Below are 18,514 nucleotides of genomic sequence, written 5' to 3' on the forward strand. Positions count from 1 at the left end.
CCAGCCCGTGGTGACCGGCCCTTCGGTGTCCCGTCCATCATTGACCGACTTTTCGGTGACCGACCGCGTGGCGGCCGACCGCGTGGCGGTCGCCGACCGGACCGCGTAGACGTCACCGGAGTTGGCGGCGTGTGGCAATGACCGCAGGTGCGTGGCCATCTCGGCTTCCGGCAGCCAGCGGTCGAAGGTCAACCGCTGACTTTCGCCGAGCGCCACGTCGAACCGGTAGTCGCCGAGCTCCGCGAGCCGCCGCAGGCACTCCAGCGCGGCCTCCCGCTGGATGGTGGTGAACTCGAACGAGAGCGCGGGCAGAGCGTCGGTCAGACCCGCGAGCACCGCCGCTTCGAAACCCTCGACGTCGATCTTGGTGAAGGCTGGTCGGCCGTGGTCGGCGATCAGCTGGTCCAACGTGGTCGACGGTACGTCGATCCGGCCGTCCCACACCTGGTCCTCCCAGCCACCGGCCCCGTCGGCGGCGGCGACGAAGGTGGCCGACGCGGTGGAGACCGTCGGGTTGGCCGAGTTGACGTACATCTCGACCGTTCCCGGCCGGTCGCCGCAGGCAGCCTCGACCACCGTGACCAGGGGATCGCCGTCGTACAGCGCGCGGATCGCCTGGGCGCACAGCGGCTGTGGTTCCACCGCCACCACTCGGGCACCGAGCCGGCGGAAGCTGCCGATCCGGTCGCCGACGTGCGCGCCGATGTCGAAAACCAAGCCGCCGGGGCGGACGAAGCGGCCGTACAGCCGGTCCATCGCGGCGTCGCGGACCGGGTCCTGGTAGTAGAACTCCAGCGAGCGGCGCAGCTCGGCCATCGCGGGATCCGCGAGCAGCACGGCCAACGACGCCGGCGGTCCCGGCGCGGCACCGCTCGGATCGGTCGGATGGGTCGGATGGGTCGGATCGGTCGAGGTCACCGCCAGATGGTACGCCGGGCGGTGGCCTCAGCCACCGGAGACGAACCGTTCGCGGGTGAGAAACGCCAGCTGGGCGCGCTTGTCGGCCAGGTCGAGCTGGGCGTCGAAGACGAACCCGAGCCGCTGCCACCGGCGCAGCGCGCGGTCGTTGCGCACGTCGGGCTCGACCACGATCCGGGTACGGGTGGGATCGGCGAACAGGTAGCGGTTCAACGCCCCGGCCAGCGTACCGGTGAACCCGGCGATCGGCGGCTCGGCGGCGGCCAGGAACAGGTGGATTCCGATGTCGCCCGGCGCGACCGGATAGTGCTCGCCGAGTGGATCCTCGGCCGGCTCGTAGGTCTGGAAGATGCCGACCGGCACCTCGTCGATCCGCATCAGATAGGCGTGGTGGGTTTCCAGGCCGTCGATGAACTCGTAGACCTCGCCGACCTCGGCGCGGGAGTACGTCGTCATGCCCCAGAACCGGGCGCGGGGCTCGGTGACCCACCGGTGCACCAGGTCCAGGTGTGCACGGGGGTCGAGCACGACCAGATCGAACCGCCCGATCCCGGCCAGGGTCTCCGCGTACACGGTGGCGAGCATCGTGGCGTCGGCCGGGTCGGCTGGGTCGGCCGGTGTCCACCGTACCGGGGCCACCGGGATCAGCCCGCCGGCCGCCCACAGCGGCAGCTGGTCGGCGAAGTGCCGGTCGTCGGGCCGCCCCGAGGCGCCGAACGGGACGATCCACCGGCTGGCCGCCCGGTCGCCGAGGTCCCACACGTAGCGGGCGACCGGACCCCGCCAGCAGACGTCGGAGACACCCGGGACGCTCGACGTGGCCAGCACGCAGTTGCTGTCACCGCCGAGCGGCACCGGCGTCGGCAGCGCACCGGCCGCCGGATCGTCGGCCGCGTCGGCGGAGTCGGGGAACACCCGGATCGGGTGCAGGACGTGCCGCCGCCCCCACGGCTCGGCCGCTGCGCCAGGTACGGAACCCGACTCCCGCTCGGCCGCCGTGCTCGCGGCCACCTCGGCGAGGGCGGCCACCGCGACCGGCTCCACCCGCCCACCGAGTCGGTGCAGTCCGTCCACCACCTGATCGAGCGCCAGCCCGATGCGCGCCGTCGGATCGGTCCACGGCGCGAACAGCTCGTCGAAACCGGTCGGGGTCCGCAGCGGACGCAGGCACTGCTCGTCGGCCAGCCGCCGGACCAGGGCACCTCGCCACGCGGCGTACGCTCCGGCGTCGGTGCTGTCGGCGGCCATCCGCCCGTCCCAGTCGCGCAGCTGGTCGCGTAGGTGACGGACGGCCGCGGGGTGGTCGGTGAGGTCGAGTCGGTCCAGCAGTCGTCGCGTGACGGTGCGCGCCGTGTGGTCGTCGACGTGTACCTGGGCCGGGTCGACACCGGCGGTGACCAGCTCACGGATCCGGCGGGCCCGATGCGGTGGGGCGAAGTCGACCCCGAGCGCCTCGGTGTCGTCGCGTCGCCGGTCGTTGGCGTTGACCGCCAGGTCGGACACGGTGTCGACGGGTGTCGCGGCGTAGCCGGGCCGCCAGGCGTACCGGGGATCCCAAGCTGGCACCGGGATCCGTCGGCATGTCTCGTCGCGGACCGGGACGCGGCCGGCGACGAGCCGGCGGACCGCGCCGGACCGGTCGGCGACCAGCACACTGTTGACCGGTTCCACCCAGTGCCGCAGCGCGGCCACCACGTCGTCGACGGCGCGGGCCCGTAGCAGCGGCAGCAGCGCGTCGAAGCCCAACGCCGCGTCCACCCGGCTGGGGGTGCGGAGACTGATCCCCGCGTCGCCGCCCGGGTCGAGGTCGATGACCGGGCCGCGTGCGGTCTCGATGACGTCGATCTCGACGTCGGACCCGCCACGTACCGCGATCCGCTCCACGTGGCGGGGCACGGCGGCCCAGCCGGTCGCGTCCCGGGCCAGCAGTTGCCCGTCGACCCGGCGGAACTGTTCCCGGTACAGGTCCTGGTAGTCGGCCATCGCGTTGGTGATCGCCCAGGCGACGTCGCCGGCGTGCCCGAAGTGCGGCAGCCCGGGTACGCCCGGGAAGGCCAACCCGATCACGTCGAACTCGGGGCAGCTGAGCTGTACCTGCTGGTAGACGTTGGGCAGTTCGATGATCCGGTGCGGGTCGCCGGCGATCACCGGTGCTCCGCCGTCGGCCCGGTCTCCGGTGACCACCCAGGCGTTGCTGCCCGATCCGGCCGGCCCTTCCATGGTGAACAGGTCTATGGCGTCCGGCCCGAGGGTGGCGCTGACGTGTGCCCGCCACAGCTTGTTGCCGAAGGTGCCGAACAGCATGTGCTGGACCAGGAAGATCCCGAGTGGCGTCCAGGGCTGCCACGGCTGCGGCCGGGTGCCGGACGCGGCGAACTCCGGCGAGGCCGCGGCCGCCGCCGGCAGGGCGTCGTTGACGCCGTCGACGTAGGCGCCGACCCAGCGGCGGGTGGCGGGTTCGAGGCGGTGGAAGCACCGCCGGGCGGTGTCGTCGAGACGCACCCGGCGGGCGAACCGGTCCCAGCTGACCTCGGTCGGGCCGAGGCGGCTGGCGAGGGTGCCTTCGGAGCGCCAGTGTTCGACTTCGATCTGCCAGGCCCGGTCGGTGGCGGCGGTGTGCCCCTGCAGGTAGGCCAGGTCGTCGACGGTGCCGGCCCACAGGTGCGGTACGCCGTACCTGTCGCGGTGCACCAGCCCGGTCGCCGCGCGGGACGTGTGATCGGTAGCCGTCCGCGACGCCTGATCAGGTCCCGGCGGGGACGTCTGATCGGTCCCCGGCGGAGTCGCCTGAGGGGACGTGTGTGTCGTCACGAGGTCGTCACCAGCGCGGGTGCGATCGGGTTGTCCTGGGTGCCCGCGTAGATCAGCGACCCGGACTGGTCGGTGAGGTCGACCATCTGCAGTGTGTTGCGCAGCTGCAGCCGGTTGAGGCAGGAGTGCCGGAAGGTCGGCACGAACAGGTCGAGCCGGTCCCGCAGCTCCGGATGGTCGGCGCCGTGCTCGCGGACGCAGTCGGCGACCAGCCGCCAGAACGTCACCGCCGGCAGCACCTGGTCGGAGTCGAGGATGGCGGCGAGGAAGCGCAGGAAGCCGTCGAACACGTCGGTGAAGATGGCCAGGACCCGGAAGTCGTCGTCCACCGGCATCCGGATCCGTTCGACGGCGTCCGGCAGTGCCCGGTCGTGCATGGCGACGACCTCTTCGCCGATGTCCTTCATGAACACCCGGACTGGTACGTGGCCGTCCAGCACCAGGATCAGGTTCTCCCCGTGCGGCATGAACGCCAGGTCGTAGCGGAGCAGGCAGTGCAGCAGCGGACGCAGGTACGCCCGCAGGTACGTGGTCACCCACTGCTCGGCCGGCAGGCCCGACGCGGCGATCATCGCGGTGACCAGGTGGTCGCCGGCGCGGTCGCGGTGCAGCAGGCTGGCCATGGTGGCCAGCCGCTGACCGGGGCCGATGCGGGGCACCGGGCTTTCCCGCCACAGCGCGGCGAGCATCCGCTGGTACGCCGAGACCGGCCCGCCGCTGCGGTGGTACGCGTCGCCGGTGTAGCCGACCGAGGCGAGTTCCCGCAGCACCTCGAACCCGCAGTCGCGCAGCGTGTCGTCTCCGGTGACCAGGTCGGCGACCCAGTCGTTGATGGGGGGAGTGGCCCGCATGTACGCCGGGGAGAGCCCGCGCATGAAGCCCATGTTCTGGATGGACAGCGCGGTCTTGACATAGTGCCGGTGCGGGTGGTCCAGGTTGAAGAAGGTCCGGATCGACTGCTGGGCGCGGTAGCGGTCGGGTCCGGTGCCGACCGGGACGATGGCGCGGGCGGCCACGTCGGCGGCGAAGGTGACGCCGACCTTGTGTTCCCACTGCCAGGGATGCACCGGCAGATACCGGTAGCCGGCGGGGTCGAGGCCGAGGTCGCGGAGCCGGTCGGCGAACCGCCGCAGCGTCTCGGGGCCGAGTTCGGCGGCGTAGTGGGCCTGTTCGTCGACGCCCCGGCCGGCGGTGAAGGTGCTCAGGTCGGTGCGGACCGCCAGCCACACCAGGTGCACCGGGGCGCCGGCCTCCGGGGCGTACGCGGCGTGGTCGGCCAGCCCGAAGCCGATCCGACCGTTGTTGGCCACGAACAGCGGGTGGCCCTCGGTCATCGCCGACTCGATGGTCTGGAAGTCGGCGTCGACCAGCTCGGCGGCGGTGTGCCGCTGGTGGTGGTGCTTCCAGGCGGATCCGGCGAGGGTGGCGCTGATCTCCTCCAGGTAGGTGCCGAGCAGCTTCGGCGGGATGCCCAGTACGTCCCGTAGTTCGATCACCAGGTCGAGGGCGTCGAGTGGCGCCGGTTCCCCGTCGACGTCGCGTACCAGCGTGGCGGCGTCGATCATCCAGTGCTCCAGGGCGTACCGGCGGGCCTGGAACCGGTAGCTGACCCGGTCGCTGGTCGCCAGCTGCCAGCCGGTGCCGTCCGGTGCCGGTGTCGGCGTGATCAGCCGTTCGTGGCTGAACTCGGCGATCGCCTTGGCGACCAGGCGACGGTGGGCGGCGGCCATCGCCGTCGGGTTGAGGTACGCCGGTGGGTTCAACGGGGCTCCTTGCCGAGCGGGCTGGCGGCGAACTCGGCCCGGGTGCAGAAGCTGAGCCGGGCGCGTTTGTCGGAGAGCTGGATCAGCCGGTCGACCACGAAACCGGCTTCGGCGTTCTTGGCCGCGATGGCTTCGTTGCGTACGTCGGGTTCGACGACGACCCGCTGGTGGGCCGGTTCGGCGAAGATGAACGTCATGACCGCGCGCATCACCGTCGAGGTCAACCGGTGCAGCGGGCGGTCCGGGGGCGCCACCAGGACGTGCATTCCGACGTCGCCGGGTGCCACCGGGTAGTGGGTGGCGAGTTCACTGTGCGCCGGGTCGTACGTTTCGGTGAGGAACAGCGGTACGTCGTCGAGCCGGCCGAGCCAGGCGTGGTGGTGCGGGTTGGCGACGATCCGTTCGTACTCCCGTCGGACGGCGTCGAGGTCGGCGTCGGGCATGCCCCAGAAGATCGACCGGGGATGGGTGATCCAGGCGTGTAGCAGGGTCGCGTGGCGCTCGACGTCCAGTGGCTCGACGGTCACCGTACCCAGTGGGGTGGTCGACGCGAAGACGGTCGTGGGGGTGGTCATCGGCTGAGCGCCTCCTGCCCGACCCGGCTGGCGACGGCCTCCGCCACGGGGTCGTCGAGCTGGCCGGCCGCCGGGGCGTCGAGTTGGCCGGCCGCCGGGGCGTTGTGGGGGACCTGGTCGGCGGCGGGGTCGTCGCCGTCGTCGGGGAGTGCCCCGAAGTGCTGGAACGCGATCTGTCGCTCGACCGGGTAGACCTCGCGGCCGAGCATAGTCGCGATGATGACCGAGTTGCGGTACGGGCCCATGCCGAGGTCGGGCGCGGTCAGGCTGTGGGTGTGCTCCTCGGCGTTCTGCACGAAGATCTCGCTGTCCGCGTGGTCGATGGTGTAGCCGAGGGCGACGTCGTAGCGTCCCCGCGCGTCCCAGCGGATCCGGTCGCGGACCGGGTCGAGGAAGTTCGGGGCGGCCGGTCGGTAGCCGGTCGCCAGCACCAGCCCTTCGGTGGTGAGGCCGAAGTCGCGGCCCTGCTCCTGGTGGCGCAGCCGCAGCCGGTACCGGCCGGCGTCGGCGTCCCAGCTCGCCGAGGTCAGCGCGGTGTCGGTCAACAACGTCGTCGGCAACGGGCCGGCGACGTCCTTGCGGTAGAGAGTGTCGAAGATGGTGTCGACCAGGTCGCCGCTGATTCCCTTGTAGAGGCTGCGCTGGTCGCGGTTGAGCCGGTCACGACGGTCGGCCGGCAGCGCCCGGAAGTAGCGGACGTATTCCGGTGAGGTCATCTCCAGGGTGAGTTTGGTGTACTCCATCGGGAAGAACCGGGGGGAGCGGGTGACCCAGTTGAGCTGGTAGCCGGTCTGGTCGATGTCCTCGAGCAGATCGAGGTAGATCTCGGCGGCACTCTGGCCGCTGCCAACGACGGTGATCGACCGCAGCTGGCGCAGCGCGTCCTTGTTGGGCAGATACTGGGCACTATGGATCGCGGGGCCGGGCAGGTCGCGGGCCGACTCCGGCAGGTGTGGCACGGTGCCGATACCCAGGACCAGCCGTCGGGCGTGCATCGTCTCGGTCGCGCCGGTCGCCGCCCGGCGAACCCGGACCCGGTAGTGGCCGGCGGTGGCGTCGTAGTCGACCCGTTCGACCCGGTGACCGAAGCGGACGGTCGGCAGCTGCGCTGCCGCCCACCGGCAGTACGCGTCGTACTCGGCCCGCAGCGGGTAGAAGTTCTCCCGGATGTAGAAGCGGTACAGCCGGCCGGTCTGTTTGAGGTAGTTGAGGAACGAGAACGGCGACGTCGGATCGGCCATGGTCACCAGGTCGGCCAGGAACGGCACCTGGATGCTCACGCCGTCGATCATCAGCCCGGGGTGCCAGGCGAACTCGTCGCGCTGTTCCAGGAACACCCCGTCGAGTTCGGCGATCGGGGCGGTCAGGCAGGCCAGGCCGAGGTTGAACGGGCCGAGTCCGACGGCGACGAAGTCATACGTTCGCATTGGCGCGTACCTCCGGTACGACGGATGTCGGTGCGACCAACGCGGCCCGCTGCCATTCCTCGTCGAGCAGGTCCTGCCCGGTACGGCGGATCAGGCTGATGACCTGTCGTAGGTCTTCGCCGGTGGTGTTGGGGTTGAGCAGGGTGAACTTGAGCCAGTAGTGCCCGCCGATGGTGGTGCCGGCGATGATCGCCGCCCCTTCGGCGAACAGCCGGTCCCGCAGCTGGGGCATCAGCCGGTCGCAGTCGGCGACCGGCAGCCAGGCCGGTCGGTAGCGGAACAGTACGGTGCTCAGCGTCGGTGTGGTCGCGACTTCGAAGTCGAGGTCGTCGACGAGGCAGCCGTACGCCTCCCGGGCCAGGTCGACGACCCGGTCGAACATCTCGCCGAGCTGGTCGGCGCCGATGGTGCGCAGCGTCATCCACAGCTTCAACGCGTCGAACCGGCGGGTGGTCTGCAGGCTCTTGTCGACCTGGTTGGGCACGGTCGCCGTACGCGGGTTGAGGTAGTCGGCGTGGACGGCGATCCGGCACATGACGGTCGCGTCCCGGACCACGATGGCGCTGGAGCTGACCGGCTGGAAGAAGCTCTTGTGGAAGTCGACGGTGACCGAGTCGGCGAGCTCGATGCCGTCGAGCAGGTGCCGTCGGCGTCGGGACACCAGCAGCCCGCAGCCGTACGCCGCGTCGACGTGCAGCCAGATGCCCTGCGTACGGCAGAGGTCGCCGATCGCGCCGAGCGGGTCGACGCAGCCCCGGTCGGTGGTGCCGGCGGTGGCGACGACCGCCATCGGCAGGCCACCTCCGGCGCGTACCTGGTCGATCGCGGCGGCCAGCGCGAGGGGGTTCATCCGTCCGGTGCCGTCGGTGGCGACCGGGACGACCGCGTCGGCGGCCAGTCCGAGCAGGCCGGCGGATTTGCCGACGCTGAAGTGGCTTTCGGCGGTGGCCAGGATGCGCAGCCGGGGTAGCAGGGTGCCCCGGTCGACCGGTTTGCTGGCGTCGACCTGCTGGCTGGCGTCGACCTGCTGGTCGGCCAGGCATTGTTCCCGGGCGAGGAGCAGGCCGTGTAGGTTGGACTGGGTGCCTCCGCTGGTGAAGACGCCGTCGGCGCCGGGTCCGAACCCGATGCGGCCGGCGGTCCAGTCGATCATCCGGCGTTCGATGAGGGTGCCGGCGCTGCTCTGGTCCCAGGTGTCGACCGAGGAGTTGACCGCGGCGAGCAGCAGTTCGGCGCTGAGCGCGGGCAGGGCCACCGGGCAGTTGAGGTGGGCCAGGTAGGTGGGTTCGTGGAACCAGATCGCGTGGTCGAGGTAGAGGTTGGCGATCTCGTCGAGCGCGGCGCCGGTGACGCCGAGCGGGGCGTCGAGGTCGATGGTGTCGACCATCGCCTGCAGCTGGTGGACGCTCGCGCCGGAGTACGGTTGGCGGACCGCGCGTACGCGGTCGGCGAGGACAGCCACGGTCTGGTCGATGCTGGACACGTAGGCGTCCACCGTGTGCCGGCCGAACAGATGTGGGTACATGGACCCCTCCAAGACCGCCTCCATAAGGGTAACCTAACCTAACTCAAGGCGAGGCTACTGGGAGGGCCGGTGAAACGGAACTGGGAAGGGCTGGTTCTCAAGGCGTTGGGGGGCCGGGACTTCCGTCTCACGGTCCTGCGCCATGAGGCGGTCAACGGGCACTACCAGCGCATACGCGTGAACGACGGGGGTTTGCTGGCCAGTTGTGAGCTGCATCCCACCATGTGGATTCGGCTCTGGTTCGACAACGACGGACGTCCCCACCAGCGGGCATATACGCTCGTCGACCCGGATCCGGTCGGCGGTGAGTTCAGCCTGGAGTTCGCCATTCACGACGGCTGCGCCGCCCGCTGGGTGCAGCAGGTCACGGTCGGTGACACCATCGAAGCCACCGTGCAGGGCAGCGCCTTCGCGTTGCCCGATCCGCCGCCGGCGCAGCTGTACGTCGTGGGCGACCCGGCGTCGCTGCCGGCGGTGAACAGCCTGCTGGACGCCGCCGAAAAGGTACCGGCCGCCCTGTGGCTGGAGTACCAGCACGACGGCGAGCGCGAGCTACCGCTGCGGACCCGCCCCGACGACCAGGTCACCTGGGTGCCCCGGCGCGACGGCGGTCAGCACCTGGTCGACACCGTACGCTCGGCGCTGCCGGCCGTGACCGACGCGCTCTACTGGGTGGCCTGCGAGGCGCGCAGCACCCGGGCGATCACCCGGCACCTACGCCGTGACCTCGGCGTCGACAAGCGACGGGTGTCGGCGCTCGGCTACTGGAACGCCGGATGAACCCGGGCGAGACGACGGGGCGGCCGGACCAGGCCGATGGGCCCGGTGCCCGGCTCGACCCGCCGCGTGCGCGGCTGGGCACGCTGACCGCGCTGTACGTCACCCAGTTCCTGGGGTTCGGCTTCATCACCATCGGGTTGTCCAGCATCCTGCGGGCCGGCGGGACGTCCCTGGACACCCTGGCCCTGCTCAACCTGATCGGGCTGATCTGGCCGGTCAAGTTCCTCTGGGCACCGATCCTGGACCGGTACGGGCCACGCCGGGGCGGGCACTACCGGTCCTGGCTGCTGGTGCTGCAGAGCGGCATGGTGCTGGCCCTGCTGGCGCTGCTCGCGACCGATCCGGCCACCGGGCGGATCGGCCCGATCGTCGCCATCTGCGCGGCGTTCGTGTTCCTGTCGGCGACCCAGGACATCGCCGCCGACGCGGTCGCGGTGCGGCTGCTGTCCGAACGTGTCCGGGGCGCGGGCAACGGGATCCAGGTCGCGGCCAGCTACGTGGGCAACATCCTCGGCGGTGGTGCGTGCGTGGTCGTCTACGACCGGTACGGCTGGCCGGCGGCGATCGGGCTGCTGGCCGGGTTGACCGCTGTCGGCCTGGTGGTCGTCTGGCGGTTCCGCGAACCGGACCGGGTGGCCCGACCGGTCGACGCCCGGCAGGCGTACGGTGCCCTGCTGTCGGTGCTCGGCCAGCCCGGCTGCCGTAATTGGGCGCTGGGCGTGGTTCCGTTGCTTTACGTCGGGGCGGGTGCGGCGTACGCGATGGTCACGCCGTCGCTGGTCGACGCGGGCTGGTCGCTGCAACGGATCGGTTTCGTCACCGGCATCGTGACCAGTGTGCCGGCGGTGATCGCCGGTCTGGTCGCCGGTGGCCTGGTCGCCCGGATCGGGCGGGCCGGTGTCCTGGTGCTGGGCGGGGTCAGTTTGGCCGGTGCGACGCTGCTGCTGTTGCCGCTGCTCACCGGCCGAGCCCCGGCCGGGTTCACCACTGTCGCGCTCTGCTTTTTCATGGCCGCCTACACGGTCGCGAACGTGGCGCTCTACACGGTCAACATGGACTACTCGCGACCGGTCACCGGCGGTACCGATTTCACCGTGCTGTCATCGTTCGGCCTGATCTGTTCCTACCTGGCCGGCGCGGTCGCGTTGGCGACCGCGGCCCGGGTCGGCTACCCGGCCGTCGCGGTCGCCGCGATCGTCCTGATGGTCGCCGGGGTCGGCCTCGGCGTGCGCCACCAGCGGCGCCATCCACGCCGGCCGGAAACCGTGGAGACCGTGGTACGGGTGCCGTCCGAGCCGCTGCACAAGGTCCCCGGCTGACGTGCCGCCGATGCGTCCGGCCGTCGCCGCTCAGAAGGGCAGCGGTCGGACGAACATCGCGTGCGCCCGCCAGCCGGGGAACGGCACGAGGTCGCCGACGTGCTGCCAGCCGCGGATCCGCATGCTGCGTTGCACCTTGACGTTGGTGTCGGCCACGGCCAGTGAGACCCGTTCCTCGGTACGGCTGGCCAGCAACTCCGACAGCAGCTGGAGGCCGATCTGGTGGCGTTGGAACTCGGGCAGCACGAACGCCTCGCAGACCGCGAAGGTGCGTCCGTCCCATTCGCGGACCAGTTCCGGATCGGTGTCGGTGTGCAGGTCGCGCCACCAGAGGGTTTCCGGCGGGAGCGGGCAGCCCATCACGGTTCCGACCATCCGGTCGTCGACGTAGCCGACGGTGGCCGCGAAGCCGGGTGCCTGGGCGGTCCACTCCAGACGTTGTTCGACCGACGGCTCGGTGTGGTCGATCAGGTGCAGGTCGGTGGCGTGCACCTGCCGGTAGATCGCGGCCAGTTCGGTGATGTCGACCTGATCGGTCAACCGGACCCGTTGCTGCGGTGCTGCGGTCCCGGCGGTGGCGTGCTGCGCGTCGACGACGGCCATCGTTCTCCCTCCAGAGGTTAGCCTAACCTAATAGCGGGATCGGGTTTCCGCAACGTCACCTGATCCCGGCCGGGCCCACCGTCCGTACCGGACTCGACGTGTCGCCGGAGCAACCGCCGCAGGCCGATGCCGGTCGCCGCGACCACGACCGCGTTGCGGACCGCCAGCAGGATGGTGCCCGGCCAGGCCGGCTCCGCGATCACGTCACCGTAGAACCAGGGGAAGTAGGCGGCGGTCAGCGCGGTGGCCAGCACGATCAGCGCGCACGGCACCCGTTGCGTGGTGTCGCGGCGGGTGAGACAGACCGCCGCCAACGCGATCAACCAGAGCAGGTACTGCGGCGAGAACACCCGACTCGTCACCACCGCGACCAGCACGGCCAGCAACGCCAGGTCGAACCCGACCGTCGCGGTCCAGTCGATCCACCGCCCCCTGGTCAACCACCACAGGCCCAGCCCGGCCAGGCCGGCGAGCGTCGCCACCGGCAACACGACGGTCACCGCGCCCACCGCCGCCGCGTCGAGTTCCATCGCGCCGTACACGTAGTCGACGGTGATCGTCGGATCCCACAGCCGGGCCACCATCAGCGGGGTGGCCCCGACCGACTCGACCTGCAGACCCCGGTCGACCTGGTTGCCGGAGAACCCGGACCAGGCGTCCGCATAGAGTACGGTCAGCACCGTCCCCAACCCGACCAGCGCGGCGACGAAGCCGACCAGCATCGGCCGCAGCCCCCGTACCGGTCTGGCGGTGATCAGCAGCAGCGCCGGCCACACCTTGGCCAACGTGCCGACCGCGACGAGCGCGCCGGCGAGCCCCGGCCGGCGTACCGTCGCGGCCAGGGCGACGACCGCCACGGCGGTGACGAAGATGTCGTACCGGCCGTAGGTCAGCAGGTTGAGCAGCGGTACGGCCAGCACCCAGCACCAGACGCCGAGCAGCCGGCCGCCGCCGCGAGCCAGCCGGAGCAGGGCACCGAGGATCACCAGGTCGGCGGCCATCGCGAACAGGACGAACACCGCGGTGTAGGCGGTGACCGTCTTGCCGGCCAGCAACCGTACGGCGGTGAACAGCACGGCCGCGCCCGGCGGGTATTGCCACATCGGATCGTCGGCCGGCACCTGACCACGCAGCAGCGGGCCGCTCCAGTCGCGGTAGAACGCCACGTCGGCGAAGACCCCGCCGACGTCCAGCCCGGGGACGACCTCGGTCGCGACCAGCAGCAGTACGGTCCGGGAGGCCAGCCAGGTGCCGACGACCGCCCCGATCGCCCACGACCGACGTCGAAAACCCATGATCGTCACTCTACAGTGGTCGACCGCTCCGGCGGCTCAGGGCGTCGGTGCCGGCGGCGGCGTCCACAGTGCTGGCCCCGGCCGACCGCGCAGCACCCGCAGCACCACCGACGGCCGGGCCAGGGTCGAGATCGGAGCCACCAGGTGCAGCACGTCGGTCAACACCCGGGCCACGTACGGGTCCCGGTTGGCCACGTCGGCCGCGCGGTCCAGATACCAGCGGGACAACCGGCTGCCCTGTTGCGGCACCGCGCCGACCGTCGTCGGGTAGCGCGCGTCGGCACCGGTGGCGATCAGCCACGCGGTCTCGCTGCCCGCCGCCAACCGCGCCTGCGCCGCCCGGCCGAACACCCCGGGATGCTCCCGCAAATGCGCGGCGAGCGCCACACCGGACTGGGCGGCCACGCTCATTCCCTGGCCGTAGACCGGATTGAAGGTGCAGGCCGCGTCGCCGACGACCACGAAACCCTCCGGCCACCGGGACATCGACTCGTAGCGCCGCCGGTGGTTGGCCGTGCTGCGGTAACCATAAATCGGCGAATCCGGGCGCGCGTCTGAAATCGCCTCGTACAGCACCGGGCTGCGCATCCCCCGGACGAACTCCAGGAACCCGGCCTCGTCGGTCGGTGGCTGGTCGTCGCCCATCCCGCCGAGCGTCACCATCCACCGGTCGTCCTCGATCGGATAGAGCACCCCGCCCCGCGAATCGTGCGGTGCCCGCGGCATCAGCACGATGTTCTTCCAGCCGTCGGCCACCCCCGCCGGCAGGACGTACCGACGGCTCGCGTAGCCGAGCCCGGATTCGATCCGGCTCTCCGCCGGTTCGCCGTACCCGAGTTCGGCCAGCCAGCGAGGCGTACGCGACGCGCGTCCGCTGGCGTCGACCACCAGATCGGCGGCCAGCGACACCTCCTCCGATCCGCTCCCGGCCGGCCGGTCGCCGTCCGACCTGGTCTCGGCCGGTCGGTCGCCGGGCGACCTGGATCCAGCCGGCCGCAGCCGTACGCCGGCGATCGCGTCCCCGGCCGGGATCAACCCGACGGCCTCGTGGCCGTCGAGGAACCGGACCGTCGGCTCGGCGGCCAGCCGCCGCCGGACGACCCAGTCGAGCAGTTCCCGGCTGACCCCGACCAGCTGATGCGTCGGCGGGAACCGTTCCCGCCACCCGGTCGGGGTCAGATACAGCACGTCGGTGGGGGCGGCCACCGGCACCGCGCCCCGCTCGTGCAGCTCGGCGATCAGCCCGGGAAACAGCTCGTCCAGCGCCCGCTGACCGGCGGTGATCAGGACGTGCAGGTGGTGGGCCTGCGGCACACCCGTGCGGATCTCGGGGCCGTCCGGGAACCGGTCCCGGTCGACCACGGTCACCCGCTCGACGTGATCGACGAGAGCACGCGCGGCACACAGCCCGGCGAGGCTGGCACCGATCACGACTGCATGCGCTGGCTTACGTACGGAACGAGACATTCCTCCATGGTGGCCGACCGTCGGTCCGGCCGTCGTGCCCGGTCGCCGACGTCGACCTCAGCGGTGCAGCCGGCGATACACCGGTGCCAACCGCCGGTGCAGGTCCCGGTAGATGTCGAAGATCTCGTCGTAGCGGGCCCGGTGCGCCGCCGTCGGGGAGTAGACGTCGGCGTGCCGGATCAACGCCGGAACGTCGGCGAAGGAGATCGCCCCGGTGCCGACCGCGCCGATCCAGCCGGCGCCGCGCGCGTTGACCGCCACCGGATTCGCGTCGCGTCGGACCTCGATGCCCAGGACGTCGGCGAAGATCTGGCACCAGGCCGCCGAGCGGGCACCGCCGCCGGTGATCGTCAGCGAGGTCACCGGGGAGCCGAGGAACCGGTCGACCGCCCCGGCCAACCAGCGGGTGTTGAGCGCGACCCCTTCGAACACCGCCCGCAGCAGGTCGGAGCGGTTGGTGTCCAGCGAGATGTTGAGAAACGCCGCCCGCAGGTGCGGATCGTCCACCGGCGCGCGTTCGCCGTACAACCAGGGGGTGTAGAGCACACCGTTGGCGCCGGCCGGCACCGTCGGGATGATCACGTCGAAGGCGTCGAAGATGGACCCTTCGTCACGGCTGAGGTGGCCGGCGCCGACCAGCGGATCGTCGTACTCGACGATCTTCTCCTTCAGCCAGGTCAGGTTGGCGCCGGCGGTGGCCTGCAACGCGGTCATCAGATAGCGGTCGGGGACAGCGCACGGCACCGACGCGATCTGGGCGAACACGTCGGTCTTCTTGGCCGGGACGTGGGCCGCGATCCACGACGAGGTGCCTAGGTAGAGGTGCGGGTCGTTGTCGGCGGTCGTCCCCGCGCCGACCGCCGCTGCCGTGTTGTCGATCGCGCCGGCCACCACCCGTACCGTCTCCGGCAGGCCCAGATGCGCGGCGGCCGGCGGACACAGCGTGCCGATCACCTCCGTACAGGCCACGATCGGCGGCAACTTGTCCGCGTCGATGCCGCAGTCGGCGACCAGGGCCGGCGAGTAGCGGATGTCGCCGGGCCGGCGGTTGTCGGTCACCCAGGAGGTCAGGATCGAATCGGCGGTGGCCACCGTGCGGCCGGTCAGCTTGAGGTTGAGCCAGTCGAGCGCGTTGAGGAACGTCGCCGTCCGCTCGTAGACGTGCGGCAGTTCGTCGCGGACCAGCAGCATGTGCGCCGCCGGGTCCTTGCCGGTGGTGGACGGCATGCCGCCGGTGAGCCGCAGCCAGCGGGCGATCCGCCGGACCGACAGTCCGCCGTACGCCGGGAAGCCGCCGAACTGTCGACGCAGGTTGCCGGCTCCGCGCATGTCCAGCCAGGTGATGCACGGGGTCAACGTCTCGCCGGCGGCGTCGACGGCGATCGTTGCCTCGCCCTGGGTGGAGCAGCAGAGCGTGCCGACCGCCCGCAGCTGGTCGGGATGGTCCCGGCCGAGGTCGGCGACGACGGCCGCCAGCGCGTCCCACCACGTCTGCGGATCCTGTTCGGCGCCGCCGCCGGGCAGCACCCGCAACGGCAGCGGCCGCTGCGCCCAGCCGGTGACGGTGCCGTCGGCGGCGACCAGCGCCGCCTTCATCCCGGAGGTGCCCAGGTCGACGGCGAGGACCTGCGGCGGTACGGCCGGCACCGGGTCAGACTCCCTCGACCTGCGCGAACACCTGGTCGAACCGGTCCAGGGCGGTGTCGATCACCTCGTCGGTGTCGGCCATCGACGTGTACATCCGGGAGCCGGCCAGGGTGATCACCCCGTGCGCGGTGTACGCCGCGCCCATCTGCTCCATCAGCCGCTTGCGGGCCTTGTTCTCCTTGAGCAGCTTGATCGGGTTGCGCATGTCCATCAGCATCACCCCGCTGCACTCCAGGTGGACGATGGATCCCTGGTTGTAGGCCACGTACGGCAGACCGTACCGGTCGATCAGCCGTTGCAGCCCCCGGGTCAGCCGGTCACCGGCGCGCCCGGCGATCACCGGCGCGTTGGTCCGGGCCAGCTCGGCGATCGCGAAGTACCCGGCCGCGCAGGACAGCGGGTTGGCCGACAGGGTGCCGCCGACCTGGATGTGCGCGCCGCTGCGGCCGTCCAGCCCGGAACCGAACACCGCCATCACGTCGGCCCGGCCGCCCACCCCGCCGGCCATCGGGTAGCCGCCGGCGACCGCCTTGCCGAGCACCGTCAGATCCGGGGTGACGCCGAAATAGCCGGCGGCCCCGCCCAGGCCGAGCCGGAAGCCGGTCACCACCTCGTCGAAGACCAGCAGCGCGCCGAACTCGTCGCACAGCTGGCGGACCTTGGCGTTGAAGTCGTAGGGGACCGGCCGGGTGCCGGACTCCGGGCCGAGCGGTTCGACGATCACCGCCGCCGTACCGCCCCGGACCCGGTTCTCGATCAGCTTGCGGCGCAGCTGGCCCAGGTCGTGCGGAAACGCCTCGCGGGTGCTGTTGGTGGCGCCGAACGGGATGCCCTTGGCGTTCATCCGGTAGGTCCCGGGCACCCGCAGGCCGTACACCATGGTGTCGGACCAGCCGTGATAGGCGCCGCCGACCTTGATCACCATGTTCTTGCCGGTGAACGCCCGCGCCCCGCGTACGGCGGCCATCACCGCCTCGGTGCCGGAGCCCAGCGACCGGTACATCTCGACGTGCGGCAGGTAGCGGTGGATGATCTCGGCCAGCTTGAGTTCGTACTCGTGGAACAGTCCGGTGACCGGGCCGGATTCGCGGATCACCTCGGCCACCTGGTCGTTGACCGGGCCGTAGTTGCTGCCGAGGATCGTCGGGCCGCCGGCCTGCAGGAAGTCGATGTAGGTGTTGCCGTCGCGGTCGGTCAGGTAGGCCCCGTCGGCTTTGTCGATGGTGAGCGGGAACGGATAGTTGAACGCCAGGTTGTGCTGCACCCCGCCGGGGATGCGGCGTTTCGCCCGGTCGGTGACCTCCTTGCTGGCCCGGCACCGGTCGTCGAAGTAGCCTAGGACGTCGAGCAGCGCGTCGTGCCGCAGTCCGCGCAGCGGCTGGGCGACCAGCGCCTTGAGCCGGCGCATCGTGTCGTCCACGTCGAGATACGCACTGATCGCGTACCCGAGTCGGGCCGATTCGCCGCCCGGTGTCTCGGCGGTCGTCGTGTCGGCGGCCGCCGTCTCGTGCCGCTGTTGGCCGGCGGCGGCGATCTGGGCGGCCAGTGCGTCGGCGCTCGGCAGCTGTTCGTCGGCCGGTACCCGTACCGGCGGCACGGCGTCGGTGATCTGCGCGCCGATCCGTTTCTCGTCGGCCCGCAACTTGGTGAAGGCGATCTCCCGGATCGCCGTCGGGATCGTATACACCTTGCCGGCCTCGCTGGTCAACGCCATCAGATAGGCGATGGAGACCTTCTCCAGCAGCGCCATGTTGAACACTGCCCGGTCCGGGTCGGTGCCCAACGCCACCACCCCGTGGTTGGCGATGATGAACGCGTTGTCGCCGGAAGCGACCTTCTTCTGCACGTTGCGGGCCAGCCAACCGGTGCCAGACGGGGCGTAGTCGACGATCGCCACCTCCCGGCCGAGGAAGCGGACCTGCTCGTCGGTGAGCGCCGGGATCGGTGTACGCAGGAACGCCAACGCCGACGCGTACGGCTGGTGGGTGTGCACGACCGCGTTGACGTCGGGCCGCTGCCGGTAGATGTTGGCGTGCATCCCGGCCTCGATCGACGGGGCGAGCGCGGTGCCGGCGTCGTCGGGGACGTGCGTGCCGTCGAAGTCGACCAGGCAGATGTCCTCGACCCGCATCTTGTCGTAGTCGTAGTTGCTCGGCGTCACCGCGTAGAGCCGGTGGCCGGGAACGCGGACCGAGACGTTGCCCTCGGTGGCCTTGAGATAGCCGCGCGCCAGCATGGTCCGGCACATGTCGACGACGTGCTGACGGGAGGTGCGATGCTGCACGGGATCTCCTCCGACCGGGCTGGACGCTGGGGCGCACCGCTATCGTCGCCGTCGAATGGGTGGCGATCATCGTCTCGCCGACAGCGGAAAACCGCCGCCG

General features: G+C 71.1%; 11 protein-coding genes and 3 pseudogenes. 2 read left to right on the forward strand and 12 right to left on the reverse strand.

Features of this window, described 5'->3' with window-relative positions; translation table 11 throughout:
• Positions 1-96: 96 nt before the first annotated feature.
• The 7 genes and pseudogenes from O7632_RS16610 to O7632_RS16640 form a co-directional block, all read right to left on the reverse strand.
• A pseudogene (locus O7632_RS16610) lies at positions 97-816 on the reverse strand (FkbM family methyltransferase); the annotation flags it as partial.
• A gap of 129 nt (positions 817-945) precedes the next feature.
• A complete protein-coding gene (locus O7632_RS16615) occupies positions 946-1,503 on the reverse strand; it encodes a GNAT family N-acetyltransferase (protein WP_278120111.1) in 558 nt (185 codons plus the stop codon).
• Positions 1,504-1,554: 51 nt separating this feature from the next.
• A pseudogene (locus O7632_RS16620) lies at positions 1,555-3,612 on the reverse strand (penicillin acylase family protein); the annotation flags it as partial.
• 113 nt (positions 3,613-3,725) lie between these two features.
• Positions 3,726-5,459 (reverse strand): IucA/IucC family siderophore biosynthesis protein, encoded by a 1,734-nt coding sequence (locus tag O7632_RS16625; protein ID WP_278120112.1) that lies wholly within the window; start codon positions 5,457-5,459, stop codon positions 3,726-3,728.
• Positions 5,460-5,488: 29 nt separating this feature from the next.
• Positions 5,489-6,067 (reverse strand): GNAT family N-acetyltransferase, encoded by a 579-nt coding sequence (locus tag O7632_RS16630; RefSeq protein WP_278115403.1) that lies wholly within the window; start codon positions 6,065-6,067, stop codon positions 5,489-5,491.
• Between the two features lie 149 nt (positions 6,068-6,216).
• A pseudogene (locus tag O7632_RS16635) lies at positions 6,217-7,494 on the reverse strand (SidA/IucD/PvdA family monooxygenase); the annotation flags it as partial.
• The gene (locus tag O7632_RS16640; protein WP_278115407.1) at positions 7,481-9,019 is read right to left on the reverse strand and encodes an aspartate aminotransferase family protein; all 1,539 of its coding nucleotides are present in this window, start codon (positions 9,017-9,019) and stop codon (positions 7,481-7,483) included. The gene O7632_RS16640 and the pseudogene O7632_RS16635, both read right to left, overlap by 14 nt.
• 69 nt (positions 9,020-9,088) lie before the next feature.
• On the opposite strand from O7632_RS16640, the gene O7632_RS16645 reads away from it, so the two are divergent.
• The gene (locus O7632_RS16645) at positions 9,089-9,799 is read left to right on the forward strand and encodes a siderophore-interacting protein (protein ID WP_278115409.1); all 711 of its coding nucleotides are present in this window, start codon (positions 9,089-9,091) and stop codon (positions 9,797-9,799) included.
• Entirely contained in the window at positions 9,796-11,118 is a 1,323-nt protein-coding gene (locus O7632_RS16650; RefSeq protein ID WP_278115411.1) for an MFS transporter, read from the forward strand. Before O7632_RS16645 ends, O7632_RS16650 begins: the two co-directional genes overlap by 4 nt.
• A gap of 30 nt (positions 11,119-11,148) precedes the next feature.
• Here O7632_RS16650 and O7632_RS16655 read toward each other — a convergent pair whose 3' ends face one another.
• From O7632_RS16655 to O7632_RS16675, 5 genes are read right to left on the reverse strand one after another with little or no spacing between them, the layout of a single operon-like run.
• Positions 11,149-11,721: a GNAT family N-acetyltransferase gene (locus O7632_RS16655; RefSeq protein ID WP_278115412.1), complete on the reverse strand. Its 573-nt coding sequence runs from the start codon at positions 11,719-11,721 to the stop codon at positions 11,149-11,151.
• A 17-nt stretch (positions 11,722-11,738) separates the two neighbouring features.
• Positions 11,739-13,016, reverse strand: a complete 1,278-nt coding sequence (locus O7632_RS16660; RefSeq protein WP_278115415.1) for a glycosyltransferase family 87 protein — start codon at positions 13,014-13,016, stop codon at positions 11,739-11,741.
• A 36-nt stretch (positions 13,017-13,052) separates the two neighbouring features.
• Positions 13,053-14,483: a hypothetical protein gene (locus O7632_RS16665; RefSeq protein ID WP_278115416.1), complete on the reverse strand. Its 1,431-nt coding sequence runs from the start codon at positions 14,481-14,483 to the stop codon at positions 13,053-13,055.
• A 57-nt stretch (positions 14,484-14,540) separates the two neighbouring features.
• A complete protein-coding gene (locus O7632_RS16670) occupies positions 14,541-16,130 on the reverse strand; it encodes an FGGY-family carbohydrate kinase (RefSeq protein ID WP_278115418.1) in 1,590 nt (529 codons plus the stop codon).
• Positions 16,131-16,134: 4 nt separating this feature from the next.
• Complete coding sequence (locus O7632_RS16675) at positions 16,135-18,414, reverse strand: aminotransferase class III-fold pyridoxal phosphate-dependent enzyme (protein ID WP_278115420.1); 2,280 nt, start codon at positions 18,412-18,414, stop codon at positions 16,135-16,137.
• Positions 18,415-18,514 lie beyond the last annotated feature (100 nt).

This window comes from Solwaraspora sp. WMMD406, from assembly GCF_029626025.1.
Classification (GTDB): Bacteria; Actinomycetota; Actinomycetes; order Mycobacteriales; family Micromonosporaceae; genus Micromonospora_E.